This is a genomic window from Aquabacterium sp., assembly GCF_016195855.1.
Taxonomy (GTDB): Bacteria; Pseudomonadota; Gammaproteobacteria; order Burkholderiales; family Burkholderiaceae_C; genus Aquabacterium.
In genome coordinates this window covers 160,566-183,430 of the sequence record NZ_JACPYU010000025.1, presented here as the reverse complement: position 1 = coordinate 183,430, position 22,865 = coordinate 160,566, and the positions used below count along the sequence as shown (strand labels likewise).

General features: G+C 60.8%; 21 protein-coding genes and 1 pseudogene. 14 read left to right on the top strand and 8 right to left on the bottom strand.

All coding sequences use genetic code 11. The annotated features are described in order from the left end of the window. From HY019_RS20365 to HY019_RS20355, 3 genes and pseudogenes are all read left to right on the top strand, one after another. Window positions 1-255, top strand: a pseudogene (locus HY019_RS20365) (hypothetical protein); the annotation flags it as partial. 31 nt (window positions 256-286) lie between these two features. Beyond that, entirely contained in the window at window positions 287-1,252 is a 966-nt protein-coding gene (locus tag HY019_RS20360) for a chemotaxis protein CheX (protein ID WP_290695702.1), read from the top strand. 22 nt (window positions 1,253-1,274) lie between these two features. Further along, on the top strand, window positions 1,275-1,640 hold the full coding sequence (locus HY019_RS20355; protein ID WP_035039430.1) for a response regulator: 366 nt from the start codon (window positions 1,275-1,277) through the stop codon (window positions 1,638-1,640). A gap of 25 nt (window positions 1,641-1,665) precedes the next feature. On the opposite strand, the gene fabI is transcribed toward HY019_RS20355, so the two are convergent. The 4 genes from fabI to trxB all read right to left on the bottom strand — a co-directional run bounded on the left by fabI (window position 1,666) and on the right by trxB (window position 4,207). Beyond that, the gene (gene fabI, locus HY019_RS20350; RefSeq protein WP_290695698.1) at window positions 1,666-2,451 is read right to left on the bottom strand and encodes an enoyl-ACP reductase FabI; all 786 of its coding nucleotides are present in this window, start codon (window positions 2,449-2,451) and stop codon (window positions 1,666-1,668) included. Window positions 2,452-2,576: 125 nt separating this feature from the next. Then, on the bottom strand, window positions 2,577-2,747 hold the full coding sequence (rpmG, locus tag HY019_RS20345; RefSeq protein ID WP_035039434.1) for a 50S ribosomal protein L33: 171 nt from the start codon (window positions 2,745-2,747) through the stop codon (window positions 2,577-2,579). A 13-nt stretch (window positions 2,748-2,760) separates the two neighbouring features. Then, a complete protein-coding gene (gene rpmB / locus HY019_RS20340) occupies window positions 2,761-2,994 on the bottom strand; it encodes a 50S ribosomal protein L28 (protein WP_290645379.1) in 234 nt (77 codons plus the stop codon). Window positions 2,995-3,259: 265 nt separating this feature from the next. After that, entirely contained in the window at window positions 3,260-4,207 is a 948-nt protein-coding gene (gene trxB / locus HY019_RS20335; RefSeq protein ID WP_290695695.1) for a thioredoxin-disulfide reductase, read from the bottom strand. Between the two features lie 243 nt (window positions 4,208-4,450). Here trxB and HY019_RS20330 point away from each other — a divergent pair, with 243 nt between their 5' ends. From HY019_RS20330 to lolA, 3 genes are all read left to right on the top strand, one after another. Further along, a complete protein-coding gene (locus tag HY019_RS20330) occupies window positions 4,451-5,122 on the top strand; it encodes a cyclic nucleotide-binding domain-containing protein (protein ID WP_035039440.1) in 672 nt (223 codons plus the stop codon). Between the two features lie 100 nt (window positions 5,123-5,222). Then, window positions 5,223-7,703, top strand: coding sequence for a DNA translocase FtsK (locus HY019_RS20325; protein ID WP_290695693.1), 2,481 nt, complete (start codon window positions 5,223-5,225; stop codon window positions 7,701-7,703). Between the two features lie 49 nt (window positions 7,704-7,752). Further along, window positions 7,753-8,415, top strand: a complete 663-nt coding sequence (lolA, locus tag HY019_RS20320; protein WP_290695714.1) for an outer membrane lipoprotein chaperone LolA — start codon at window positions 7,753-7,755, stop codon at window positions 8,413-8,415. 170 nt (window positions 8,416-8,585) lie between these two features. On the opposite strand, the gene HY019_RS20315 is transcribed toward lolA, so the two are convergent. After that, window positions 8,586-10,676 (bottom strand): DEAD/DEAH box helicase, encoded by a 2,091-nt coding sequence (locus HY019_RS20315; RefSeq protein WP_363302798.1) that lies wholly within the window; start codon window positions 10,674-10,676, stop codon window positions 8,586-8,588. A 739-nt stretch (window positions 10,677-11,415) separates the two neighbouring features. Between HY019_RS20315 and HY019_RS20310 the strand changes: the two genes are divergently transcribed. Continuing rightward, window positions 11,416-12,714 (top strand): replication-associated recombination protein A, encoded by a 1,299-nt coding sequence (locus tag HY019_RS20310; RefSeq protein ID WP_290695692.1) that lies wholly within the window; start codon window positions 11,416-11,418, stop codon window positions 12,712-12,714. 9 nt (window positions 12,715-12,723) lie between these two features. Here HY019_RS20310 and icmH read toward each other — a convergent pair whose 3' ends face one another. Genes icmH through tssJ form a run of 3 tightly spaced genes read right to left on the bottom strand, consistent with a single transcriptional unit; the run spans window position 12,724 to window position 15,613 of the window. After that, window positions 12,724-13,473 carry a type IVB secretion system protein IcmH/DotU gene (icmH, locus tag HY019_RS20305; protein ID WP_290695712.1) on the bottom strand — a complete coding sequence of 250 codons (750 nt, stop codon included), beginning with the start codon at window positions 13,471-13,473 and terminating at the stop codon, window positions 12,724-12,726. A 60-nt stretch (window positions 13,474-13,533) separates the two neighbouring features. Continuing rightward, window positions 13,534-14,895, bottom strand: coding sequence for a type VI secretion system baseplate subunit TssK (tssK, locus tag HY019_RS20300; protein ID WP_290695690.1), 1,362 nt, complete (start codon window positions 14,893-14,895; stop codon window positions 13,534-13,536). 22 nt (window positions 14,896-14,917) lie between these two features. Then, on the bottom strand, window positions 14,918-15,613 hold the full coding sequence (gene tssJ, locus HY019_RS20295; RefSeq protein WP_290695688.1) for a type VI secretion system lipoprotein TssJ: 696 nt from the start codon (window positions 15,611-15,613) through the stop codon (window positions 14,918-14,920). Window positions 15,614-15,951: 338 nt separating this feature from the next. Here tssJ and HY019_RS20290 point away from each other — a divergent pair, with 338 nt between their 5' ends. Genes HY019_RS20290 through tssG form a run of 7 tightly spaced genes read left to right on the top strand, consistent with a single transcriptional unit; the run spans window position 15,952 to window position 22,849 of the window. Next, the gene (locus HY019_RS20290) at window positions 15,952-16,569 is read left to right on the top strand and encodes a hypothetical protein (protein ID WP_290695686.1); all 618 of its coding nucleotides are present in this window, start codon (window positions 15,952-15,954) and stop codon (window positions 16,567-16,569) included. Between the two features lie 24 nt (window positions 16,570-16,593). Then, window positions 16,594-17,109, top strand: coding sequence for a type VI secretion system contractile sheath small subunit (gene tssB, locus HY019_RS20285; protein ID WP_290695684.1), 516 nt, complete (start codon window positions 16,594-16,596; stop codon window positions 17,107-17,109). Between the two features lie 4 nt (window positions 17,110-17,113). After that, a complete protein-coding gene (tssC, locus tag HY019_RS20280) occupies window positions 17,114-18,595 on the top strand; it encodes a type VI secretion system contractile sheath large subunit (RefSeq protein WP_290695682.1) in 1,482 nt (493 codons plus the stop codon). Window positions 18,596-18,628: 33 nt separating this feature from the next. Further along, window positions 18,629-19,174 (top strand): type VI secretion system tube protein Hcp, encoded by a 546-nt coding sequence (locus HY019_RS20275; protein ID WP_290695680.1) that lies wholly within the window; start codon window positions 18,629-18,631, stop codon window positions 19,172-19,174. A gap of 59 nt (window positions 19,175-19,233) precedes the next feature. Continuing rightward, complete coding sequence (tssE, locus tag HY019_RS20270) at window positions 19,234-19,722, top strand: type VI secretion system baseplate subunit TssE (protein ID WP_290695678.1); 489 nt, start codon at window positions 19,234-19,236, stop codon at window positions 19,720-19,722. 5 nt (window positions 19,723-19,727) lie between these two features. Beyond that, on the top strand, window positions 19,728-21,698 hold the full coding sequence (tssF, locus tag HY019_RS20265) for a type VI secretion system baseplate subunit TssF (RefSeq protein WP_290695676.1): 1,971 nt from the start codon (window positions 19,728-19,730) through the stop codon (window positions 21,696-21,698). Then, a complete protein-coding gene (tssG, locus tag HY019_RS20260) occupies window positions 21,662-22,849 on the top strand; it encodes a type VI secretion system baseplate subunit TssG (protein ID WP_290695674.1) in 1,188 nt (395 codons plus the stop codon). Before tssF ends, tssG begins: the two co-directional genes overlap by 37 nt. Window positions 22,850-22,865: the final 16 nt, after the last annotated feature.

Genomic DNA, 22,865 nt, shown 5'->3' with positions numbered 1-22,865 from the left:
TTCTGTGGTGCCCTCAACCGAGAGCTGGGCAACCACTTTCCGCATCTGGGCATGTCCACGCCCAATGTGCTGGACCGCGAATGCGTGGACTACCTGACCGAACTGGATGCAGGCTACACACAGCATTTCAAGATCTCGATCAACGACAACTTCACGATGCACGCCAGCCTGTGCGTCTGTGACTTTGCAGATATCGACTTCACGGTCGATATGACTCAGACCGAAGAGAGCAACGGCGAGCTGGAGCTGTTCTAGTCGTCCCCTCACCATCACAAGGATTTGGATCATGGTTGAAAAGGCAGAGCTGGTCAGCAAAGTGCTGGTGCTCGAAGAGTCTGCGGACTGCGCGGTGCGCATCAAGGCGTTCTGTGACGCGAACAATCTGGTTGGTGTGAAAGCCCAGCTGGAAAACGTCATGGGCGTGCTCAAGTCCAATGTGGACCTGGGTGCGATCTTCTTGTGCGAGGGTTACGGTGGTGCTGACGGCGGGGTTGCCCTGGCGCGTGAGATCCATGAGGTTCGCCCTGAATTGCCGGTCTTCTTGCGCCGCAATGGCGTGGACGATCTGGACTCCTTTTCCGAGCACGACAGGGGGCTGTTCTCCCAGGCCTACTCGATCGAGAACATCGACAAGCTGGGCCCTGTGGTCAACGAGACCATCTTCAGCCTGGTCTACCCGAACGCGCTGGTGCGCGGCATCACGGAGATCACCAAGGCCGCGCTGGAGAGCCAGTTCAAGGACATGGACGTCAATTCCGAAGCGCCCTACATCGTGCGCGACCGCATCATCTACGGCGAGCTGTTCACGCTGATCCCGCTGGAGAGCAACTGGTGCCGTGGCTACATGATGCTGCAGACCGAAGAGCAGCCCCTGGTGCGTTTCGTCGAGGCCGGCAAGACCCACATCACGACCGACATGGTCAACTTCCGCGACATCAACCATGTGCTCGGCGAAGTGACCAACCTGGTCTGGGGTTCGTTCAAGAACCGCTTCATCGCCTATGAGCCACTGGAAGGCCGCGCCTCCCAGGTGCCCATCATCGTCAACCACCTGCACCGTTATATCTCCTTCGGTTCAGAGGATCCCCAGCTGTGCTTCAAGTACACGCTGTCTGACAAGGGTGGTGATGGTCCCAATCTCGTTTTGTATCAACGCTTTGTCTTCAACCTGAGCTGGTCACCTGACAAGTTCAAGGAAAACGAAGCACTGGTTGAAGATCTGTTTGACTCGGGCGAGCTGGAGCTCTTCTGATTTTTTAGTGAGGTGAATAAACATGGCACAAGTTCTCGTCGTCGATGACTCCGCAACCGTTCGCAACGAAGTCGGTGATTTCCTGAAGAAAAACGGTCTGGACGTGATCACGGCCGTGGATGGCCGTGACGGCCTGGCCAAGCTCAAGGCGGACCCCCGCGTCAAGCTGGTGGTCAGTGACGTCAACATGCCCAATATGGATGGCCTGACCATGGCCGAGAAGATCCGTGGCGAGCTGGGCAATGCTTCGGTCAACATCATCATGCTGACCACCGAAAACACGCCCATCATGAAAGAGCGTGGCAAGGCGGCCGGCATCAAGGGCTGGATCGTCAAGCCCTTCAAGGGCGACGCCGTGATCGCCACCTTCAAGAAGCTGGCTGAATAAGCGCTCAGGCCACCATAGGCCTGCTTCAGGCCATGATGTTGATGCCGCCATCCACATAGACGGTCGAGCCCGTCAGGTGGCGTGCAAACGGGCTGGCCAGGTAAGCACAGGTCAGCCCGACGTCCATCACGTCCACCATCTCGCCGATGGGGGCGGTGCTGACGGCGTGAGCCAGCAGCACATCGAATTCTTTCAAGCCGGATGCCGCGCGTGTCTGGATCGGTCCGGGTGATATCGCATGCACCCGGATTTTTTTTGGTCCCAGCTCGTACGCCAGGTAGCGGCAGGCCGACTCCAGTGCGGCCTTCACGGGCCCCATCAGATTGTAGTTGGGCACGACCTTGTTGGCGCCGTGGTAGCTCATGGCAAACATGCAGCCGCCCTCGGTCATGAGGGGGACCGCTTCGCGCGCCAGCCTCAGGAAGGAATGGCAGGAGATGTCCATCGCCTTGGCAAAACCCTCTGGCGAGCTGTTGAGCAGGCCGTTTTGCAGGTCGGTCTTGGGTGCAAAGGCAATCGAGTGGACCAGCAGGTCCAGCCGGCCCCAGCGTTCGGCGATGGTGTCGAACAGCGCGCGTACCTGATCAGGCTGTGTCACATCCAGCGGCATGAAGATGCCGGCCTCCAGCTCTTGCGCCACCGGCTCGACAAAGGGCCGAGCCTTGTCGTTCTGGTAGGTGATGGCCACGTCGGCGCCCAGGTCACGGAAGGCTTTGGCGCAGCCGTAGGCAATGGATGAATCGTTGGCGATGCCCACGATCAGGGCTTTTTTGCCGGCAAGGGCTTGTCCGACGAGCAATGAGGTGTCCATGGGCGCATTCTGCGGCGCTTCCATGAAGCCTGGTTGACGGGCAACAAAAAACCCGCCGGGCTTGCGCCTGAGCGGGTTTTTGGTCTGGCAGGTGACCCTGCCGGGAATTTGCAGGAAGCGCCGAATTACTTCAGCTTGATTTCCTTGTAGGCGACGTGCTTGCGTGCCTTGGGGTCGAACTTCATGAATTCCAGCTTTTCGGGCGTGGTCTTCTTGTTCTTGGTGGTGGTGTAGAAGTGGCCGGTACCCGCAGTGGATTCCAGCTTGATCTTTTCGCGTCCGCCTTTAGCAGCCATGAGTCTCTCCTAATTACAGTTCGCCGCGGGCGCGCAGGTCAACCAGGACCTGATCGATGCCCACTTTGTCAATCAGTCGCAGAGCGGCGGTGCTGATGCGCAGACGCACCCAGCGGTTTTCGCTCTCGACCCAGAAACGACGGTACTGCAGGTTGGGCAGGAAACGACGCTTGGTTTTGTTGTTTGCGTGGGAAACATTGTTTCCGACCATCGGGCCCTTGCCCGTGACTTGACAGACGCGTGCCATGACGCTTCTCCGTTCACATTAAAAGCGCTGAATGCGCTGGTGTTGCGGTCTTGGTGCTCAGAGCAGGGCCCCGTCGACTCATCGCTGAGTTGCCTGGAGATGGTCCTGGTAAGTACCCTTCCGGAAGCAGTTCACACCCTCATTGCGCTCTCAAGGAACTCAGCAAGGGCCACCCACTCCGGGACGAATTTCGGCAAAACCGAGATTATAGCCAGATTATTGGCGCTTGGCAAAGTCTCCGGGTGGTTTTGCCTTGCTGGCCCGCTTATTTGTCCAGGAAACGCTGCGCATCCAGGGCCGCCATGCAGCCCGTGCCGGCGCTGGTGATGGCCTGGCGGTAGACGTGGTCCTGCACGTCGCCAGCGGCAAAGACGCCTGGCACGCTGGTCTGGGTGGCAAAGCCCTCGCTGCCGCCCTTGGTCAGGATGTAGCCGTCCTTCATCTCCAGCTGGCCCTTGAAGATGTCGGTGTTGGGCTGGTGGCCAATCGCAATGAAGCAGCCTTGCAGCTTGATTTCCTTGGTCGAGCCATCGTTGACGTTCTTCATGCGCACGCCGGTCACGCCAGACTGGTCGCCCAGGACCTCGTCCAGCACGTTGAACAGGTGCAGCTCGATCTTGCCGGCCGCGGCCTTTTCATGGAGCTTGTCGATCATGATGGGCTCGGCGCGGAACTTGTCGCGGCGGTGGATCAGGTGCACCTTGGTGGCGATGTTCGACAGGTAGAGCGCTTCTTCAACAGCCGTGTTGCCGCCGCCCACCACGCAGACCTCCTGGTCGCGGTAGAAGAAACCATCGCAGGTGGCGCAGCCGCTCACGCCGCGGCCCATGAAGGCCTCTTCGGAGGGCAGGCCCAGGTACTTGGCCGAGGCGCCCGTGGCAATGATCAAGGCATCGGCGGTGTAAGTGCCGGCGTCGCCCTTGAGCGTGAAGGGGCGCTTGGACAAGTCCACCTCGTTGATGTGGTCAAACACCATATTGGTGTTGAAGCGTTCAGCATGTTGCAAGAAGCGCTGCATCAGGTCCGGGCCCTGGACACCATGCACGTCGGCGGGCCAGTTGTCCACTTCGGTGGTGGTCATCAACTGGCCGCCCTGGGCCATGCCGGTCACCAGGGTGGGCTTGAGGTTGGCGCGAGCGGCATAGATGGCGGCGGAGTAGCCGGCGGGGCCCGAGCCCAGGATCAGGACGTTGCTGTGTTGTTCGGCGCTCATGGCGGTCTTTCTGTCTGGTGATGTCGTAGTGCGAAGCTTATCCGGTACGGAACTGTGCGGTTTTCACGCCGCTCTTTTGCCCTTGGGAGGGCAGTGTCGCTGCATAAAGTGCTCAATATTTCCGAACCACTGCCGAAAATTGTAGAGACAGGTTGTTTGTCACACACCGCACAGGTGAAAAGTCTCACCTGAATTCATGTTTTCTTGACAGGCCCATTCCAGTCTGACCAAAGAGGAGCCGCCATGGCCATGTTGTCCAATCTCGATCTGATCCGGCGCGTACCGCTGTTCTCGATGCTCACTCAGGCGCAGGCCGAGTCGATCGCCGAGGGCGTGGTCAAGCGACGCTACCGTCGCGGCGAGCTGATCGTCGAACGCGGTCGCAAGACAAATTCCCTGTTCATCCTGCTGACGGGCCGTGCCCGCGTGGTGGCCTCCGACGAGCGCGGCCGCGAGGTCATCCTGGCCGTGCTGGAGGCCGGTGACTACCTGGGCGAAATGAGCCTGATCGACAACGAACCCCACTCCGCCACGGTCCGCGCCGAAGTGCAGACCGATGTGCTGGTGCTGGGCCGTGCCGAATTTGCCCGCTGCCTGCCCGAGAACTCCTCGCTGTCCTACGCCATTTTGCGTGGCTTGGTGCAGCGCCTGCGTAATGCCGACCGCCAGATCGAATCCCTGGCCTTGCTGGACGTCTATGGCCGCGTGGCCCGCGCCCTGCTGGACATGGCCGACGAAGACGCTGGCGAGAAGGTCATCCGCGGCAAGGTGTCGCGTCAGGACCTGGCCAAGCACGTGGGGGCCTCGCGTGAGATGGTGTCGCGCGTGATGAAGGACCTGGAAGAGCGTGGCCTGATCGAGACCCAGGACACCGGCAGTGTGGTGCTCAAGGATCGCCTGGCGGCCACAGCCTGATTGTTCTTTGCCGTTTCTTTGAGTCAGACTCTGAATTGACGCCTCTCGCGCTCGTCGCGAGGGGCGTTTTTCATGGGCGAAATTCCCCCACAATGCGGGCATGACATTTCCCCTGGGTTCTCTCCGTTCCGAAGGTGCTGCGCCAGCCAAGGGCAGCGATCGCAACAGGGCCGAGCCGGCCGCTGGCGTGCGTGTGAGCGGGCGTCTGCATCGGGTGCCGGCTGCGCCCTTGGTCGAGCCTGCTGCCCCTGTCGAAAACACCTTGCGTTTCCAGGCCGGGCTCTTGCTGGGCAGCGTGTTCTGGCTGCTGGCCTTGCTGGCCATGCTCAGCCATAACCGCCAGGATCCCGCCTTCACCACATCGGGTCAACATCTGGAGCCCAGCAACTGGGTGGGGCATCTGGGGGCTTATGGCTCCGATTTGATGCAGTTCCTGTTTGGCCAATCGGCCTGGTGGTTGCTGCTGGTGGGCCTGCGCGTGCTGCTGGGTGGCCTGGCGCGCTGGCTGCGCCGCGATTCGGCTGTGAGCGTGACCATGGGTGCCAACCCGGCGCCGCTCGAACACGGCCACGAGTTTGCACCCTGGCGCCTGTGGTTGGGCGTGGTCCTGCTGATGTCGGCGAGTTGCGCACTGGAGTGGACGCGCCTGTATCGCCATGAGCTCAGCCTGGCAGGCGAGCATGCTGGCGGCATCCTGGGTTTGACACTGGGGCAACTCAGCAGCAAATGGTTGGGCTTCAATGGCTCGGGCGTGCTGTGGATCGCCTTGCTGGTGGCGGGCAGCTCCATGGCCCTGAAGTTCTCCTGGCTGGACCTGGCCGAGCGCATTGGTGCCCAGGTGGACCGCCTGCGCGAGAAGCGCGAGACCAAACGCGAAGTGGCGCAAGACATCCGCATTGGCGAGAAGGCCGCCATCGAGCGCGAACGCGTGGTCGAAGAGGTGCGGCATGAGGCGCCGGCCGAGCCCATCCCGCTGATCATCGAGCAGCCCGTGGTCGAGGTGCCCAAGTCCGAGCGTGTGGTCAAGGAAAAGCAAAAGCCCCTGTTCGCCGAGATGGGCGACAACAAGCTGCCCCAGATCGACCTGCTGGACTCCGCGCAAGGCCGCATGGAGACCATCACGCCCGAGACGCTGGAGATGACCTCCCGCCTGATCGAGAAGAAGCTCAAGGACTTCGGCGTGGAAGTGCGCGTGGTCGCCGCCTCGCCGGGCCCCGTCATCACGCGCTATGAGATCGAGCCGGCTACGGGCGTGAAGGGCTCGCAGATCGTCAACCTGGCCAAGGACCTGGCGCGCTCGCTCTCGCTCGTGTCCATCCGTGTGGTCGAGACCATTCCCGGCAAGAACCTGATGGCGCTGGAGTTGCCCAACGCCAAGCGCCAGATGATCCGCCTGACCGAGATCCTGGGCTCGCAGGTCTACCATGAGGCCCAGTCCATGCTGACCATCGGCCTGGGCAAGGACATCGTGGGCGCGCCCGTGGTGGCCGACCTGGCCAAGATGCCGCACTGCCTGGTGGCGGGTACGACCGGCTCCGGTAAATCCGTGGGCATCAACGCCACGATTCTCAGCCTGCTCTACAAGGCCGAGGCGCGCGACGTGCGCCTGATCCTGATCGACCCGAAGATGCTGGAAATGAGCGTCTACGAGGGCATCCCGCACCTGCTGTGCCCGGTCGTGACCGACATGAAGCTGGCTGGCAATGCGCTGAACTGGGCGGTGGGCGAGATGGAGCGCCGCTACAAGCTCATGTCCAAGATGGGCGTGCGCAACCTGGCCGGCTACAACAAGAAGATGGACGACGCCAAGGCGCGTGGCGAGTTGATCCCCAACCCCTTCAGCCTCACGCCGGACGAGCCCGAGCCGCTGGACCGCCTGCCGCATGTCGTCATCGTGATCGACGAGTTGGCCGACCTGATGATGGTGGTGGGCAAGAAGATCGAAGAGCTGATCGCGCGCCTGGCCCAGAAGGCCCGTGCGGCTGGCATCCACCTGATCCTGGCCACGCAGCGCCCCTCGGTGGACGTGATCACCGGCCTGATCAAGGCCAACATCCCGACGCGCATTTCCTTCCAGGTCAGCAGCAAGATCGACAGTCGCACCATCCTCGACCAGATGGGGGCCGAGGCCTTGCTGGGCCAGGGTGACATGCTGTATCTGCCCTCGGGCACCGGTCTGCCTGTGCGTGTGCACGGCGCCTTTGTGAGTGACGAAGAAGTGCACCGCGTGGTCCAGTACCTCAAGACCCAGGGCGAGCCCAACTACATCGAAGGCATCCTGGAAGGTGGCAATCTGAGTGACGAAGGCAGCAACCTCGATGGCTCGCCATCAGGTGGTGGCGACGGCGAGCAGGACCCGATGTACGACAACGCCGTGTCCGTCGTGCTGCAGCACCGCAAGGCCTCGATTTCGCTGGTGCAACGCCATCTGCGCATTGGCTACAACCGCGCGGCGCGCCTGCTGGAGCAGATGGAAAAGTCGGGGCTGGTGTCCTCGATGTCGACCAATGGCAACCGCGAGATCATCACGCCTGCACGAGGTGGGGAGGGCGGTGCGACCGCGGCCCCGTGGGATGCCTGATCCTGCTCACAACAACACGAACATGACATTGAATTCAAGCTGGCGCCTGATGGCGTCTGGTGTCTTGGCGGCATCGCTGCTGAGCACGACGGGTGTGGCCCGCGCTGATGCCGTGGCCACCTTGCGCACCTTCGTCAAGGACGTGCAGACGGGGCGGGCCAGCTTCACGCAGACCGTCACCTCGCCCGATGGCAAGAAGACGCGCAAGTCCACCGGCACGCTGGAATTCCAGCGTCCGAACAAATTCCGTTTTGCTTATGCGGGGCCAACCGAGCAGCTCATCGTGGGTGATGGCAAACAGGTCTGGCTGTATGACACGGACCTCAATCAGGTCACCGTGCGCCCCATGAACGACACGATCGGGGCCTCACCTGCAGCTTTGCTGGCAGGTGGGTCGCTGGACAAGGACTTCACCCTGAGCAACGTGACTGCTGGCTCGTCGAGTGCGGCGACCGCGACCTCGACGCCTTCACAGGCAACGTCATCTCTCGAATGGGTGGAGGCCTTGCCGCGCCACAAAGAGGGGCAATTCCAGTCCGTTCGCGTGGGCTTCAACAAGAAGAATGGCCAACTGGCTGCCCTGGAAATCCTGGACAGCTTTGGCCAACGCTCACGGCTGGACTTTGCTCAATTCGAGTCCAAGGTGGCCTTGCCGGCCACCCGGTTTCAATTCACACCGCCCAAGGGGGCAGACGTGCTGAATCAGCCCTGAGCACCACGTGGTGCCCCCATCGGGTTGATGAATGGGCTGATGGGTATAGGTGCCGGACGCCGCTGACTGATTGGCTCAGCCAGGCATCCGGACTTCTTCCTGGTGTTTTCTTGCAAGTTCAGGCCCATACGCTGCGGGCCTGAACATCCGCACATCAGAACAAGAGGCGATCAGCCTTCACGCTTGCCGAAGCCGGGGCGCTTGCCGCCAAAGCCAGGCTTGGGGCCCGACTTGAAGCCAGGCTTGGCACCGAAAGGCTTGCCGCCAAAGCCAGGCTTGTCGCCAAACGACTTGCCTGCGGGCTTGTCACCAAAGGACTTGCCGGCGGGTTTGCCGAACGGGCGGTCACCTTGCGGGCGATCACCGAAAGCAGGGCGGTCACCAAACGGGCGATCACCGCGAGGACGGTCGCCGAAAGCAGGGCGGTCGCCACCAAAGGCCGGACGGTCACCACGTGGGCGGTCACCGAAGGAGGGACGGTCGCCGCCGAAAGGCTTGCGGTCACCACGGTCGGCGTTGAAGCCACCCTTGTTGAAGCCGCCACGGTCGCCACCGCCAAAACCACCGCGATCACCACCGAAGCCGCCGCGGTCACCGCCACGCTCTTCGTTGTTGAAACGGGGGGCGCCACGGTCGCCACCGAAGTCACCACGAGGTGCGCCGCCGAAGCCGCCTTCACGCTTGCCGCCAAAAGCAGGACGGTCACCGCCGAAGCCACCTTCGCGCTTGCCACCGAAGGCAGGGCGGTCGCCGCCAAAGCCGCCACGGTCACCGCCGCGATCATTGAAGCCGCCGCGGTCACCAAAACCGCCTTCGCGGTTGGCGCCAAAGCGCGGTGCGCCACGGTCTTCACGGTTGCGATGGCCGGGCATGGGCTTGCCGGCACGCGGGCCACGGCTGTCGCCGCCGGACTTCATCTTGGGCTCCAGGCCTTCGATGACGGACTCAGGGATGCGTTGCGTGGTGAAACGCTCGATGCGGCGCATCATGCCGATGTCACGGCGCTCGCACAGGGTCACAGCCAGACCGCTGCGGCCAGCACGACCGGTACGGCCAATGCGGTGCACGTAGTCTTCAGGCTTCATGGGCATGCCGTAGTTGATCACGTGGGTGATCGTGGGCACGTCGATACCGCGGGCGGCCACGTCGGTGGCCACCAGCACGCGCAACTGGCGCATGCGCAGGCCTTGCAGCACGCGGTTGCGGCGGCCTTGCGGCATGCCGCCGTGCAGGGCGGCCACAGCGTGACCAGCGTCAGCCAGGCGGTCAGCCAGGATGTCGGCGTCGCGCTGGGTGCTGGTGAAGATCACAGCCTGGTCGACATCCTTGGAAGTCAGCAGGTGGTCCAGCAGGTCGTTCTTGTGCGACAGCGAGTCGGCCAGGTGCAGGCGCTGCTCGATGTTGTCGTGGCTGTCGGTGTGCGAAGACACTTCGATGCTCACGGGGTCACGCGTCAGGCGCTGCGCCAGTTGGCCAACGTGACCGGCAAAGGTCGCGCTGAACATCATGGTCTGGCGGTTTTCAGGCGTCTGGTCGGCGATGGCTTCGATGTCTTCGATGAAGCCCATGTCCAGCATGCGGTCGGCTTCGTCCAGGATCAGCACTTCCAGGTTGGACAGCACGCAAGCGCCGGTGCCCAGGTGGTCGAGCAGACGGCCAGGGGTGGCGATCAGCACGTCCAGCGGGCCACGCAGGGCCTTGAGCTGAGCCGCGTAAGGCACGCCGCCCACGATCGTGGCCACACGCAGGCCTTGCATGTGACGGCCGTAGGTGTCGGCAGCCTTGGCCACCTGCATGGCCAGTTCACGCGTGGGAGCCAGCACCAGGACGCGAGGGCCGTAGGTCTTGCCCTTTTCGCGGCGCTTGGTGGCGTCGCCACGGGCGGCAATGATGCGCTCCAGCGAAGGCAGCATGAAGGCCGCGGTCTTGCCGCTACCGGTGCTGGACGCCACGCGCAGGTCGGCACCCTTCAGGGCAGCGGGGATGGCTTCGATCTGAACCGACGTGGGCTGGGTGTAGCCCGAGTCAGCCAGCGAGCGGCACAGCATGGGGTTCAGGCCCAGGTCTTCGAAACGGGGGCCTTGGGCAGCGGCTTCCACGCCTTCTTCTGCGCCAGCTTCATCGGCTTCTTCGCCGAACTCTTCGGCGTGCAGACGGCGCGCCAGGGCATCAATCAGGGAAGCGCTGTGGGCGTCGACACGCGACTCGTCCACAGATGCTTCGATCTGGTTGTCCTGGGGCAATTGATTTTCTTGTGACATAACTTCTTTCAAGCAAGACAAAGCGCTGCCACTTGCCAGAAAAAGGCAAGCAACAAAGCGCCACGGTCAGGCGTTGACAACAGTCAGACGGCCTGAGCCAAGGTGGAGTCGCTATGGATTCGTGTCCGTACTTCGTGGCGCTTGCACTCGGCGAAAAACGCTCGACGCAAAAGGAGCCCACGGTGAGTCGGTTGATAAGCGACGGCATCGCCGCCAACCGGAACTCAAGACACGCTCATGGTCGGCACCCGACGCGTTGCTGGCACTGCAAAACAGGCAACTTGCGTTGTGACGACCCGGCTTGAAAAAGGTCAGAGGGGATGAACTAAGTTCTCTGTGCTGTGCAGACTCAAAACTGCTTGTCTTGGTCTTTGCAACTCAGCGAAGTAGGGGATTATCCCATGATGTTGCGGATTTGTCCAGCCCCTCTGCTTTGAAAGGCTTACTTCCGGCGGATCAGGGAGAGTTCGATGGTCTGGTGGCGGCCGCGCAGGGCGACATCCAGCGCAATGGGTACCAGCACGAGGCTGACGATCGCAAGGGTCAACATGGGGCACCTCAGCTTTCTTCTTGAGCGTTTTGCGACGGAGGGCCGACCTGAACAAGCGCCGGGTACGAATGAACAGCATGCGCCCGTGTCGCGATCTGCAAATCAGTATTAACCTTCATCAAACCGTCATATTTCGATGCTTTGTGGCGCCTGGAAAACAACAGGCCTGGCGGCTGCGACAATCACCCTATGTCCGACCTGTTCAAACTGGAGCCGGCGCCGCCGCTGGCAGAGGCCCTCAGGCCGCACCAACTGTCCGATGTGATCGGGCAAACCCATTTGCTGGGCGAGGGCAAACCGCTGCGGCTGGCCTTTCAATCGGGCAAGCCGCATTCGATGATTTTGTGGGGGCCACCCGGCGTGGGCAAGACCACCCTGGCACGGTTGACAGCGCAGTCTTTCGATTGCGAGTTCATTGCGCTGTCGGCGGTGTTCTCGGGTGTCAAGGACATCCGCGCCGCGATGGAGCAGGCCGAGCAGAACCTGGCCCGTGGCAAGCACACGATCCTGTTTGTGGATGAAATCCACCGCTTCAACAAGTCGCAGCAGGATGCGCTTTTGCCTTATGCCGAATCCGGCCTGGTGACCTTCATCGGCGCGACCACGGAGAACCCTTCGTTCGAGGTCAACTCGGCCTTGTTGTCTCGCGCGCAGGTCTACGTGCTCAAGTCGCTGACCGAGGATGAGCTCAAGCAGCTGCTGGCCCGTGCCCAGTCAAAAGCCTTGTCGCACCTGCAATTCGATGAACTCGCCGTGGACACGCTGGTGGGTTATGCCGACGGCGATGCGCGGCGCTTTTTGAATTTGCTGGAGCAGTGCAACACGGCGGCCGGTGCGGCGGGCATCACGCACATCGATGCCGAGTTCATCCAGAACGCCCTGACGCTCAATGCCCGTCGTTTTGACAAAGGGGGCGACAACTTCTACGACCAGATCTCGGCCCTGCACAAGTCCGTGCGCGGGTCGAGCCCTGACGGCGCGCTGTACTGGCTGTGCCGCATGCTGGACGGCGGTGCGGACCCGCGTTATCTGTCCCGGCGCATCGTGCGCATGGCCTGGGAAGACATTGGCCTGGCCGACCCGCGTGCCATGCAGATCGCCAACGATGCCGCAGCCACGTTCGAGCGCCTGGGCTCACCTGAAGGTGAGCTGGCCCTGGCGCAGGCTGTGATCTACCTGGCCGTGGCCGCCAAGAGCAATGCGGGCTACATGGCCTACAACCAGGCCAAGGCCTTTGTGAAGCAGGACAAGTCACGTGAGGTGCCGGTGCATCTGCGCAATGCGCCGACCAAGCTCATGAAGGAGTTGGGCTACGGCCATGAGTACCGCTATGCCCATGACGAGCCGCATGCGTATGCAGCTGGCGAAACCTATCTGCCTGATGGCATCAAGGCGCCGCAGTGGTACCAGCCTGTGCCGCGCGGCCTGGAGGCCAAGATTGCCGAGAAGATGGCCTTTTTGCGCAAGCTCGACGACGAGGCGAGCTGATGATGGTGCTCAGGGCAGCGTGATCGTGATGTTGGCCACCTGTGGGGCCAGCTGAACGATGTGGTGGTGCTCACCCAGCGCACGCTTGGTCTGCTCGGTCAGTTGCCAGCGCAGGCCCAGGAAACCCAGCAGCGCCATCAGCCCGAACACCGAACCCATGATCCACAGTGGGACTTCGTTCTTGAGCTGGTTCTGGATGCGATCCGGGGCCGACCAGTGCGGCGCAAAGCCCGCGCCATGGCCCTTCATGCGGGCGATCTCGTCGCCCAGGCGGGCGCTGAGGTAACCCAGCTTCTCGGAGCCCTCCAGCAGGTACTTGCCTTGAAAGCCCAGCAGCAGGCACATGTGGAAGACTTCCAGTGCCTGCACACGGGGCGCACCTTGGCGGCGCAGGTCTTCCAGCTTCTCAAAGAACTGTTCGCCAGCCAGTTGCTCGCCAAAGAACTGCAGTTGCAGCGGCAGGCGTTGCCAGGACTCGCGGGCCTTGAAGCCCGACATCAGCACCGCTTCGTCGATGGTGGCGCAGAAGGCGTACTTGCAGGCATAGACGTCTTCAGCTGGCGCTTGCAGCCGTGCCGCACCGCGCTCGAACGCCGTCAGGAACTGCTTGATGCGGTCACGAAAGACCTCGGCATCCATGGGCGCATGTTTGCCCTTGAGCAGAAAGAGCAGGTAGAAACCGTCGTACATCAGGTCCAGCAAGGATGAGGCTTCCTTGTTGGCTGTGATGGGGCGCGGCCCGCCAGCAGGGCGTGCCATGCTGCCTTGATCTGCAAACAGGCGGGGGGCGTTGGATGAGGTGCTCATGGTTGTGCTTGATCAGGCGTTCACGGCGATCAGCTCCAGGCGCAGGTCCTGGATGCCGGAGGGCACATAGATGGTCAAGGCCTGGGCCTGCATCATGCGTTCGTACAGCATGCCGCGTGCTTCCAGCGTGAAGTAATAGCTGCCAGGGCGAACCGGAACAGCCGCAGGCACCTGTGGCGCATGCATGAGCTTGATGCCCGGCATGGCCGACAGCACCAGCTTGTCGACATCATCAGGGGCGCCCACCTTGAAGCGCGCCGGCACCACGTCCACCAGTTCGGCGGGCGGCATGGCCGCCGAGACGCCCAGATAGAACTGCGTGTTCTGCGCGATCTGCTCGGAGTCCAGCCGGCCTTGATGGAAGGACGGCATGGTCTCTTGCAGGTTGATCGCAAAGTAGCGCGTGGAGATCACGGTTTCCAGCAGGTCACGCACGATCTGGTCCAGGCGCGTGAAAGCCGGGCCGGGGTTGAGGTGGTCGTAGGTGGGCAGGTCGGCCAGCGTGAAGGTCTTGGAGAAGGTCATCAAGGCGCCAGTCAGCTCCAGCAGGCGCTCGAACAGGCGCTCGGGGTGCAGGGCAGGATGACGCGCCAGATGCGACAGGCTGGCAAAGGCGGCACTGGCCGTGTGCAGCAGCCAGAACGAGGCCACATCGCCCGAGCGGAACTCGATGACGTTCTTGCTGGGCTCACGGTGCATGCCGTAGAGCGCATCGACCTTGGCCTGCAACACGTCGAGCAAGCGGCGCAAGTGCAGGAACATGGCAGGCGAAGCCTGGATGTTCAGGCAGGGTGGCATGAAGCGGCCATCCAGTTCGTAGCCACCGGTCGAGGTCTTCTTCAAGCGCAGCAAGGGCAGGCTCACCAGGTGGGCGCGAGGTTCGAAGTCGGCCAGCAGGCGTGCGGACTTGCGCAGCACGACCACCTCGGCAGCGACGGCATCGGTGTAGGCATCGGCCGCCTGAATGGGGGTGCGGTAATAGCGCGAGGCGGTATCGGCCTCTTCGCGCGTGGACGCCATGTTGGTGCCATTGGCGCGCAGGGGGGCCACGGCCAGATGGAAGACCATGTCCGTGCCGGCCTGGCCCGTGCTGTCGGCCAGCGCGCTCAGTGACACGGGTGGCGGCAGTTCATCTTCCATGGGCGCGTTGAACAATTCGCCATCAGGGAAGACGACCTGCAACTCCAGGATGCGCAGCAGGCCGGTCTGCAGGGCATCCGGGTCGACCTTGATGTGGCGCACGCCCCAGGCGTAGGGATGCAGCAGGCGGGCCATCTGGGCCAGGCGCCACTCGTGGTATGCGTCTTGTTGCTGGAAATGCTGGGGCCTGAGGAACAGGCCTTCTCCCCAGAGGATCTTGGGTGACTGGATCACGTGCTGGTCTTTCTTTGAATCATCAGGGGCAGGGCGCGGCCACAGAGCGCACGGCGCTGGCTGGCAGGCCGATGGCCTCGCCCACCTGCACGCTCATGGCGCAGGCATGGGCGCCAATGTGCAGGCCGGTCTTGTCTGCCTGGGCTGTGCTGAAGGCATAGCGCCACCGGCCCGGCAAGGGGTTGCGATAGAGGGCAACGATGCCGACATAACGGGCTTCGCGCGCAACCTTGTCTGTGGCTTCGTAATGCTGGCCGGGCACCAGTTGCACTTCTCGGGCCGCCATCAGGTCGTCACCGAGCACCGTCTTCTCTTTGGCGGCATCGCCAAAGGTGTCATAGGGCGCTTGCAGGAAGGCGTCCGGGCTCTTGAGCTTGTAGATGCGCAGCACCAGCGCCAGCGCGTGGCCTTGCTCATCGACATTGAGGGACTCGCTGGCATAGACACGCCAGTTGACCTTCAGATCAGGCAGGGCGCTGTCCGGCACATTGGGCACTTCTGGCACCTCCGGCTTTTTGAGGCCCACGGCGCTCAAGGCGGAGTCCGCCATGTCACCCAGAAAGCCCATCACACCGCCACTCTCCGTTGCGGGGGCTGCGGGCAGGGTTGGGACGGCGGGTGCCGAAGGCGCAGAGGCGCAGCCCGCTATCGTCAGCGATGCCGCGATCAGCACGCTAGCGAGCAGCGCGCTCCTGTCCCCTGTTTGTTTTGTCTTCATACATCCTGAGCGGGGCGCCCTACGCCCATCGCAGGCGCGTAGTTTAAGGACGTGAAACTGCATTGTTCGAAGGCGCTCCCCCACTGGAGGGGGCTGCATTTGCAACCAAGTGAAAGAGTCTGTAAACACCCCCCCTATGGGGGCAGGCACTCAAATCGAATTCGGCTTTAATCCGGCCTGTCGCGACTCAGCCAACAGTTGTTTCAGCGGCTTAAAAAGATCAAACAGGGAGTGTTAGATTGAGTCTTGTATACGTACGCCGCGGCATGTGCTGCGCGGTGATTGTCTCGATGTTGTCTGGCTTGATGGCGTGCGCTTCAGCGCCCAAGAAGGATGACGTGGCTGCCAGGCTGGCAGTGCAGGAGCAGGTCAACGAGAACCTGGCGGCTGCAGACAAGGCACAGAAGCTAGGCAAGACCGATCAAGCCATTGAGCAACTGGATCTGGCCATCAAGGCCGACCCGTCTGTCAAGGCGCCCTGGCTCAAGAAGGCACAGATTCACTTTGATGCACGCCAGTATGGCCAGGCCATCACCGAGGCTCAGGAAGTCCTGCAGCGCGATGTCAATGACCTGACGGCCAAGAGCATCCTGGCTGTCAGCGGGCTGCGTGTGAGCGCCTTGGCGCTGGAGCAATTGCGCAAGGCCAATGAGGTCAACGGCTCGACACGCAGTGAAGCCGAGAGCGTGGCCAAGCTGATCCGAGAGGCGCTGGGTGAGCCCATTCTGGTGCCACCGCTGCCCGTTGCGGCCGCATCCGAGCCGGTGAAGGCCAAGCCCGTATCGACCAGGTCGGTACCCCGCGTTGCGACGGTGGCCCCAGGCGTCGCCCGCCCCAATTCTGGAACAGCCCCCGCATCAGTGGCGGCGCCCCCGGTCAAATCCACAACGGCGAGTGCAGGCGGTGCCGGCGCGTCGTCCGGTGGTCGAAACAATCCCTTTGGTGCTTTGCAGTAAACAGTTCAAGGAAGGAGCCTGGTCATGGCAAAGAAAGACAGCGTTCAGAAACGTCTGGAGCGCGTGCGTCCCCCTCGCGTTCAGCTCACGTATGACGTCGAGATCGGCGACGCCATCGAGCAAAAGGAACTGCCCTTTGTCATGGGTGTGATGGGTGACTTCACGGGTCAACCTGACCCTGACAAGCCTGCGCCTCGCCTGAAGGACCGCAAGTTCGTCAATGTCGACTTGGACAACTTCGACGAGGTCCTGGCCGGCATGGCCCCGCGCGCCAGCTACCGCGTCAAGAACAAGCTCAGCCCTGAGGGCGGCGAGTTCGCCGTGAACCTCGAGTTCAAGAAGATGGACGATTTCCGCCCTGAGTCCGTGGTGGAGCAGGTCGAGCCGCTGCGCAAGCTGCTGGAAGCGCGCTCCAAACTGTCCGACCTGCGTAACAAGCTGGCCGGCAACGAGAAGCTGGAAGACCTGCTGGGCGAAGTGCTGAGCAATACCGAACACCTCAAGACCTTGGGCGCACAAGCCCAGCAAGACCAGGAGTGAGACCATGAGTGCACAACTCCAAGCTCAAACCGGCGCACTGGCTGAAAGTGTCAGCCTGCTGGACGACATCGTTGCCAAGAGCAAGGTTGCCAAGACCGATACCGAACACGCTCGGGCCAAGGACATCATTGGCGAACTCGTCAAGGAAGTGCTGGGCGGCACCGTGGTGGTGTCTGAGAACCTGTCGGCCAACATCGATGCGCGTATTGCCGAGATCGATCAGTTGATCTCCGACCAGCTCAGCGAAGTAATGCACGCTGGTGAGTTCCAGAAGCTTGAGTCTTCGTGGACTGGGTTGCACTATCTGTGCAAGCACACATCGACAGGTGAGCAGTTGAAGATCAAGGTCTTCAATGCGACGAAGAAGGAAATCGTCAAGGACTTCAAAACAGCCATTGATTTTGATCAATCGGTGTTGTTCAAGAAGGTCTACGAAGAGGAGTTTGGTACGTTCGGTGGTGCGCCTTTTGCATCACTGATTGGGGATTTCGAAATCGGACGCTCTGCTGAAGACATGTACTTCGTCGAGCAGATGTCCCATGTGGCTGCAGCGTCTCATGCGCCATTCATCTCTGCAGCCTCTGCAGATTTGTTCGGTCTGGAGAGCCTGACGGATCTGGGTAAGCCGCGTGACCTTGCAAAAGTGTTTGACACCGTTGAGTATGCGAAATGGAAATCATTCCGCGAATCCGATGACTCGCGCTATGTCGGCTTGACCGTACCGCATTTCTTGGGGCGTTTACCTTTTAATCCAAAGGATGGCGCCACCACGGAGGGTTTCAACTTTGTCGAGAACGTCAATGGCACCGAGCATGGTCGCTATCTGTGGGTCAACGCGGCCTACGCGCTAGCGGCACGGCTGACGGCAGCTTTTGAAAGCTATGGCTGGTGTGCAGCGATCCGTGGTGTGGAGGGCGGCGGTCTAGTTGAGGATCTGCCTACACACACGTTCAAGACTGACGATGGTGAGGTCGCGCTCAAATGTCCAACGGAGATTTCCGTCACCGATCGCCGTGAAAAAGAGTTGAGCGATCTGGGATTTATTCCGCTGGTGCACTGCAAGAACACCGACTACGCTGCGTTTTTTGGTGCGCAGTCGACGCAAAAGCCTAAGAAGTATGACTCCGACGCTGCCAACGCCAACGCGGCGCTGTCGGGACAGTTGCAATATATGTTTGCAGTGTGTCGGATTGCGCATTACATGAAGGCCATGCTGCGCGACAAAATCGGTAGCTTTGCGACAGCCAGCACCGTTGAGGAACATCTGAATCGCTGGATTTCCCAGTATGTGACTTCAGACGATTCCGCATCCCAAGAAGCGAAGGCTCAGTTCCCGCTTCGCGAGGCATCCGTACAGGTTGCGGAAGTGCCCGGAAGGCCCGGTGTTTATCGCGCGGTTTCATTTATACGGCCGCACTTCCAGCTTGACGAGCTGTCTGTGTCGCTTCGGCTCGTGGCCGAGCTGCCGCAAGGTGGCAAGGGTTAAGCGACAAACTTTAACTAATCAGAGGAAATTGCAATGGCAAAGGACATATACGTCGACTTCCACAGTAAGGGTGGCGACATCAAGGGCGACTCGCGGGATACCAAGCACAAGGACACCGTCGAGGTGTACTCTTGGAGCCATGTGGTTCGCCAGCCCAAGTCTGCGACATCTTCCACCTCAGGTGGCCACACTGCGGAGCGTTGCGAACATGGTGAAATGGTGTTCACCAAGGATATCGATGGCTCTACGCCCAAGCTGCTGCAGGCTTGTTCTGCCGGCACGATCGTCAACGACGTGAGCATCTACTTCTATCGTGCCCACGGGGGCAAGAATTCAGTGGGTGGTCAGAACAGCACGCAGACTCGTCATCAATACATGAAGATTGATTTGAAGAACGTCATCGTGGCCTCTGTTGCTCCGAGCGTGTCTGACGAGGGCATCCCGGCCGAAACGTTTACCTTGAAGTACTCTGCTGTGAAGTGGACCTACGACGAACTCAATATCGCAGGCGACAAGTCTGGAAAGGTCAACATCACCGGAGCGTGGGATCTGGCGAAGAACGTTCCTAATTTTAGCTAACTCTCATTTAGAGATTGATGAGGCGGCGTGTGACCGCCTCATTTTGTTTGAGCAATCGCATGGACCGCTTTGAACCGAGCTTGCTGGACCGGCTCATTGACGGTGGGGCGACCGAGGGTAGCGCTGCCAAGCGCTGGTATTCGCTTGAGGACATCAAGTCCACTGTGGCGCGAGATGTCGAAGTATTGCTGAACACAAGATGTTCGACCATGAAGCGCATTGCGCAAGGCTACCCAGAGTGCAGTCGCTCCGTTTACGCTTTTGGTATGCCGGACTTTTCGAGCATGGCCTTGGCCAGCGACAAGGACCGCGATCTGATCAGCGCGTCCATCGAATCAGCGATCAGATGTTTCGAGCCGCGTCTTCGAGACCCGGTGGTCACTTTGGCCACCAATGCGACTCATCAGCATCGACTTGAGTTTTCAATTAGCGCCGTGCTGGTGCTTCGGCCATTCCAGGAGTTGGTGTCGTTTGATGCAGCTCTGCACCCATTGACCCATCGATATGTGGTCCAGCGTAGTAATCTGTCTGGGCTGCGCGCGAGATAGTTGGTATGGACTCCTTGTTACCCCACTACGAACGAGAGCTCGCATTTCTTCGTGGTCAGTCTAGGCAATTTGCCAGTCGCTATCCAAAGCTGGCCGGACGTTTGGCCTTGTCGAGCGATGTGGTGGAGGATCCGCACGTCGAGCGCATGATCGAGTCATTCGCGCTTCTGGCAGCCCGGGTTCACAAGCGCCTTGATGACGACTTTCCCCTTTTCACGGAGTCGCTGCTTGAAGTGCTTTATCCGCACTATCTTCGGCCGTTTCCGTCTTGTTCGATTGCGCAGTTTGATCTAGGGGCCGCTGCCGGGCAGATGACGCAGCCTGCCGTCTTGAGCAGAGGCTCGGTTCTCCATTCTCGTGCGATCAAAGGGGTGGCGTGCAAGTTCAGGACGACGCAGGACATCACTTTGTTGCCCGTTCGGCTGGCGGCGCTTACTTACCGCAACGCGGTTCTTGCTCCAGAGGGGACCCGAGTTTCTGCTGGCGTGACCTCATCCATTTCTCTAACGTTGGAGTTGGTTTCTCCCCAAGCATCTTGGGCTGTCTTACACAGTCGCCCCTTGCGAGTGTTTCTGGATGGCGAGCCTTCTCAAGTCAGCGTGCTGCGCGAGGTGCTGTGCCACAAGGTCATAGGTGTCATGGTGCAGACCGCGCCGCATCAGCCTTGGCAATCAGCGGAGTCCCTTGGGATAGGCGCCGGCGTATTGCCCAAATTGGCGGGATTTGCCGATGAAGAGGCCTTGATTGATTTTGATGCTCGCTCGCATCCTGCATACAGACTGCTGACGGAGTATTTCGCTTATCCAGAGAAGTTCAACTTCATTGATTTGACCGTGCCCGTGCCATTTGAAGCCCGTCAGCCTGAACAGAATGATGGGGGCAACGGTAGCAGGCGTACCTTGACCGTGCATCTGCTGTTATCAGGTGTTCGGGCTGACTCCGATGAGTCCCGTTTGCTCGAGACCATACACGAGGGTAGTCTGGTTCTCGGTTGCACGCCTGTGATTAATCTGTTCAAGCAACCTGCGGATCCAATCCGTGTCTCACATGCATCGTCGTCGTATCCGGTGCTCGTTGATTCGCGTCGAGCCTTTGGTTACGAGGTCTACTCCATTGATCGGGTATTCCGCGTCAGGCAGACGCCTCAAGGCGAGACGGTCCAAGAGTTCCGCCCCTTTTTCTCCTTGCAGCACGATGACCTATTGAGGGATTCAGATCACCCGGATCTGGACAGCTTGCCATCTACCCTGGTACGCCGTCGAGCAGATGTCGACGACTCGATGGCCAAGCGCGTTGGCGGGCGGTACTGGTCCGCCCGCTGGGACGAGGATGTCGCCGAAACCAGCCCTGGATATGAGATGGAATTGTCGGTGGTTGATGTCGATTTTGACCCGGCTATGCCCCAGACAGATACCCTGTCTTTGACCGTGACCGCGACCAATCGCGATCTGCCGTCGTTGTTGCCATTCGGTGCAACTGGCGGAGACTTGTTCATGGAGGGGGGCAGCGTTGCAAGGGAAATTCGCTTGCTTCGCAAGGCGACACCTGCTCACCGCTTTGAACGTGGGCGAGGTGCGCTTTGGCGGTTGATCTCGCATTTATCGCTCAATCACTTGTCGCTGTCGGGTGGGGGCATTGATGCGCTCAAGGAAATGCTGCGGCTTTATGACTTGCCGCGTAGCGCCTCCAACCGCCGTCAGATCGATGGGTTGGTGGGTATCGCGTTCAAACCCACCACGGCCTGGTTGCCCGGTGAACCCTACGCGACTTTTGTTCGGGGAACTGAGGTACGCGTTACCGTCGATGAGGACAGCTTTGTCGGTACAGGTTTGGGCCTGTTCGCTGCTGTGCTTGATCAATTCTTTGGTATGTATGTGCACGCGAACAGCTTCACCAAGTTGACGCTGATTTCGGCACGTACGCAGGAAGAGGTGCTGTCATGTCCGCCACGCAACGGCGAAATGCCACTGGTGTGATTGAACAGTTGCTGCGTGAACCGCAGCAGTTCAACTTTTTCCAGGCCGTCCGCTTGTTGGACAGATGGATGGCGCCGTCTGCACCGGATGGACAAGGGCTATCGAAAATCAATTTTCGCAACTCTTTGTCGCTCTCTTTTCCTGCAAGTGAAATCGAGTCACTTAAAGTTCACAAGAAGCGATTCACTGAGCGCTGTGACGACGCAGGCAAGGAGCGTCAGATCGACGGGGGGACGGGAACGCGACTGGATCAGTTGCTGAACGAGGTTGCGCAGCAAAGCATACCTGCCCATCCTTCCGAGATAGACAGGATTGATATCACGCCTGCGTTCATGGGCCTGCTCGGCGTGAACGGTACATTGCCCCTCTCATATACCGAGGAGTTCGCTCACCGAGAACTCTATCAGAAGGACTATGCGGCACGGGCTTTCGTGGACGTGTTCAGTCACCGCGCGGTTTCCTTGTTTTATCAGGCCTGGCGCAAGCACCGTTTGTCCATTCAGTATGAATCTGACACACAAAATCGCTTCCTGCCTTTGGCGCTGTCTCTGGCTGGCCTGGGCCAGAAAGGCCTGCGGGACCGCTTGGGTGGCGAGCGCGGTGCTGTGGCCGACGAGGCCCTGGCGTATTACGCCGGCACCTTGCAGCAGCGTACTTTGTCTGCACGCCAGTTGCAGCAGATCCTTCAGGACTACCTGGCCGTGCCGGTGCGCATCGAGCAGTTTGTCGGGCGTTGGTACCAGGTGCCGGAGTCGGGGCGTGCCTATCTGGGTGTGTTGGGGCGCCAGGGGGGCATGTCGGGGCCGCTCAACGGTGTGCTGGGGCGCTCGGCCATGCTGGGTGAGCGCGTCTGGCAGCGGGATCTGCGCATGCGCGTGGTGCTCGGGCCTTTGCCTCATGCACGGTTTCGGCGCTTTCTGCCGGGGGGCGCGGGCGCCTCGGCGCTCAAAGAGTTGTTGACCATGCTCAGCGGCGTCAGCCTGGAGTACGAGATCAACCTGCAATTGCAGCGCGACGACGTGCAGGGCTGCGCGCTTGATTCAAGCCGCGCACCGACGGCCTTCAGGCTGGGTTGGGACACCTTCCTGCAGACCCAGTCGGCCAACGAAGACCGCGCGGATGTGCGCTATGACATCCACGCCGCGGCCTGATTGATCACCGGGCCCT

Coding starts and splice junctions, on each gene's coding strand:
- HY019_RS20360 (WP_290695702.1), top strand. CDS start 287: ATGGTTGAAAAGGCAGAGCTGGTCAGCAAAGTGCTGGTGCTCGAAGAG.
- HY019_RS20355 (WP_035039430.1), top strand. CDS start 1,275: ATGGCACAAGTTCTCGTCGTCGATGACTCCGCAACCGTTCGCAACGAA.
- fabI (WP_290695698.1), bottom strand. CDS start 2,451: ATGGACACCTCATTGCTCGTCGGACAAGCCCTTGCCGGCAAAAAAGCC.
- rpmG (WP_035039434.1), bottom strand. CDS start 2,747: ATGGCTGCTAAAGGCGGACGCGAAAAGATCAAGCTGGAATCCACTGCG.
- rpmB (WP_290645379.1), bottom strand. CDS start 2,994: ATGGCACGCGTCTGTCAAGTCACGGGCAAGGGCCCGATGGTCGGAAAC.
- trxB (WP_290695695.1), bottom strand. CDS start 4,207: ATGAGCGCCGAACAACACAGCAACGTCCTGATCCTGGGCTCGGGCCCC.
- HY019_RS20330 (WP_035039440.1), top strand. CDS start 4,451: ATGGCCATGTTGTCCAATCTCGATCTGATCCGGCGCGTACCGCTGTTC.
- HY019_RS20325 (WP_290695693.1), top strand. CDS start 5,223: ATGACATTTCCCCTGGGTTCTCTCCGTTCCGAAGGTGCTGCGCCAGCC.
- lolA (WP_290695714.1), top strand. CDS start 7,753: ATGGCGTCTGGTGTCTTGGCGGCATCGCTGCTGAGCACGACGGGTGTG.
- HY019_RS20315 (WP_363302798.1), bottom strand. CDS start 10,676: ATGTCACAAGAAAATCAATTGCCCCAGGACAACCAGATCGAAGCATCT.
- HY019_RS20310 (WP_290695692.1), top strand. CDS start 11,416: ATGTCCGACCTGTTCAAACTGGAGCCGGCGCCGCCGCTGGCAGAGGCC.
- icmH (WP_290695712.1), bottom strand. CDS start 13,473: ATGGCACGCCCTGCTGGCGGGCCGCGCCCCATCACAGCCAACAAGGAA.
- tssJ (WP_290695688.1), bottom strand. CDS start 15,613: ATGAAGACAAAACAAACAGGGGACAGGAGCGCGCTGCTCGCTAGCGTG.
- tssB (WP_290695684.1), top strand. CDS start 16,594: ATGGCAAAGAAAGACAGCGTTCAGAAACGTCTGGAGCGCGTGCGTCCC.
- tssC (WP_290695682.1), top strand. CDS start 17,114: ATGAGTGCACAACTCCAAGCTCAAACCGGCGCACTGGCTGAAAGTGTC.
- HY019_RS20275 (WP_290695680.1), top strand. CDS start 18,629: ATGGCAAAGGACATATACGTCGACTTCCACAGTAAGGGTGGCGACATC.
- tssE (WP_290695678.1), top strand. CDS start 19,234: ATGGACCGCTTTGAACCGAGCTTGCTGGACCGGCTCATTGACGGTGGG.
- tssF (WP_290695676.1), top strand. CDS start 19,728: ATGGACTCCTTGTTACCCCACTACGAACGAGAGCTCGCATTTCTTCGT.
- tssG (WP_290695674.1), top strand. CDS start 21,662: ATGTCCGCCACGCAACGGCGAAATGCCACTGGTGTGATTGAACAGTTG.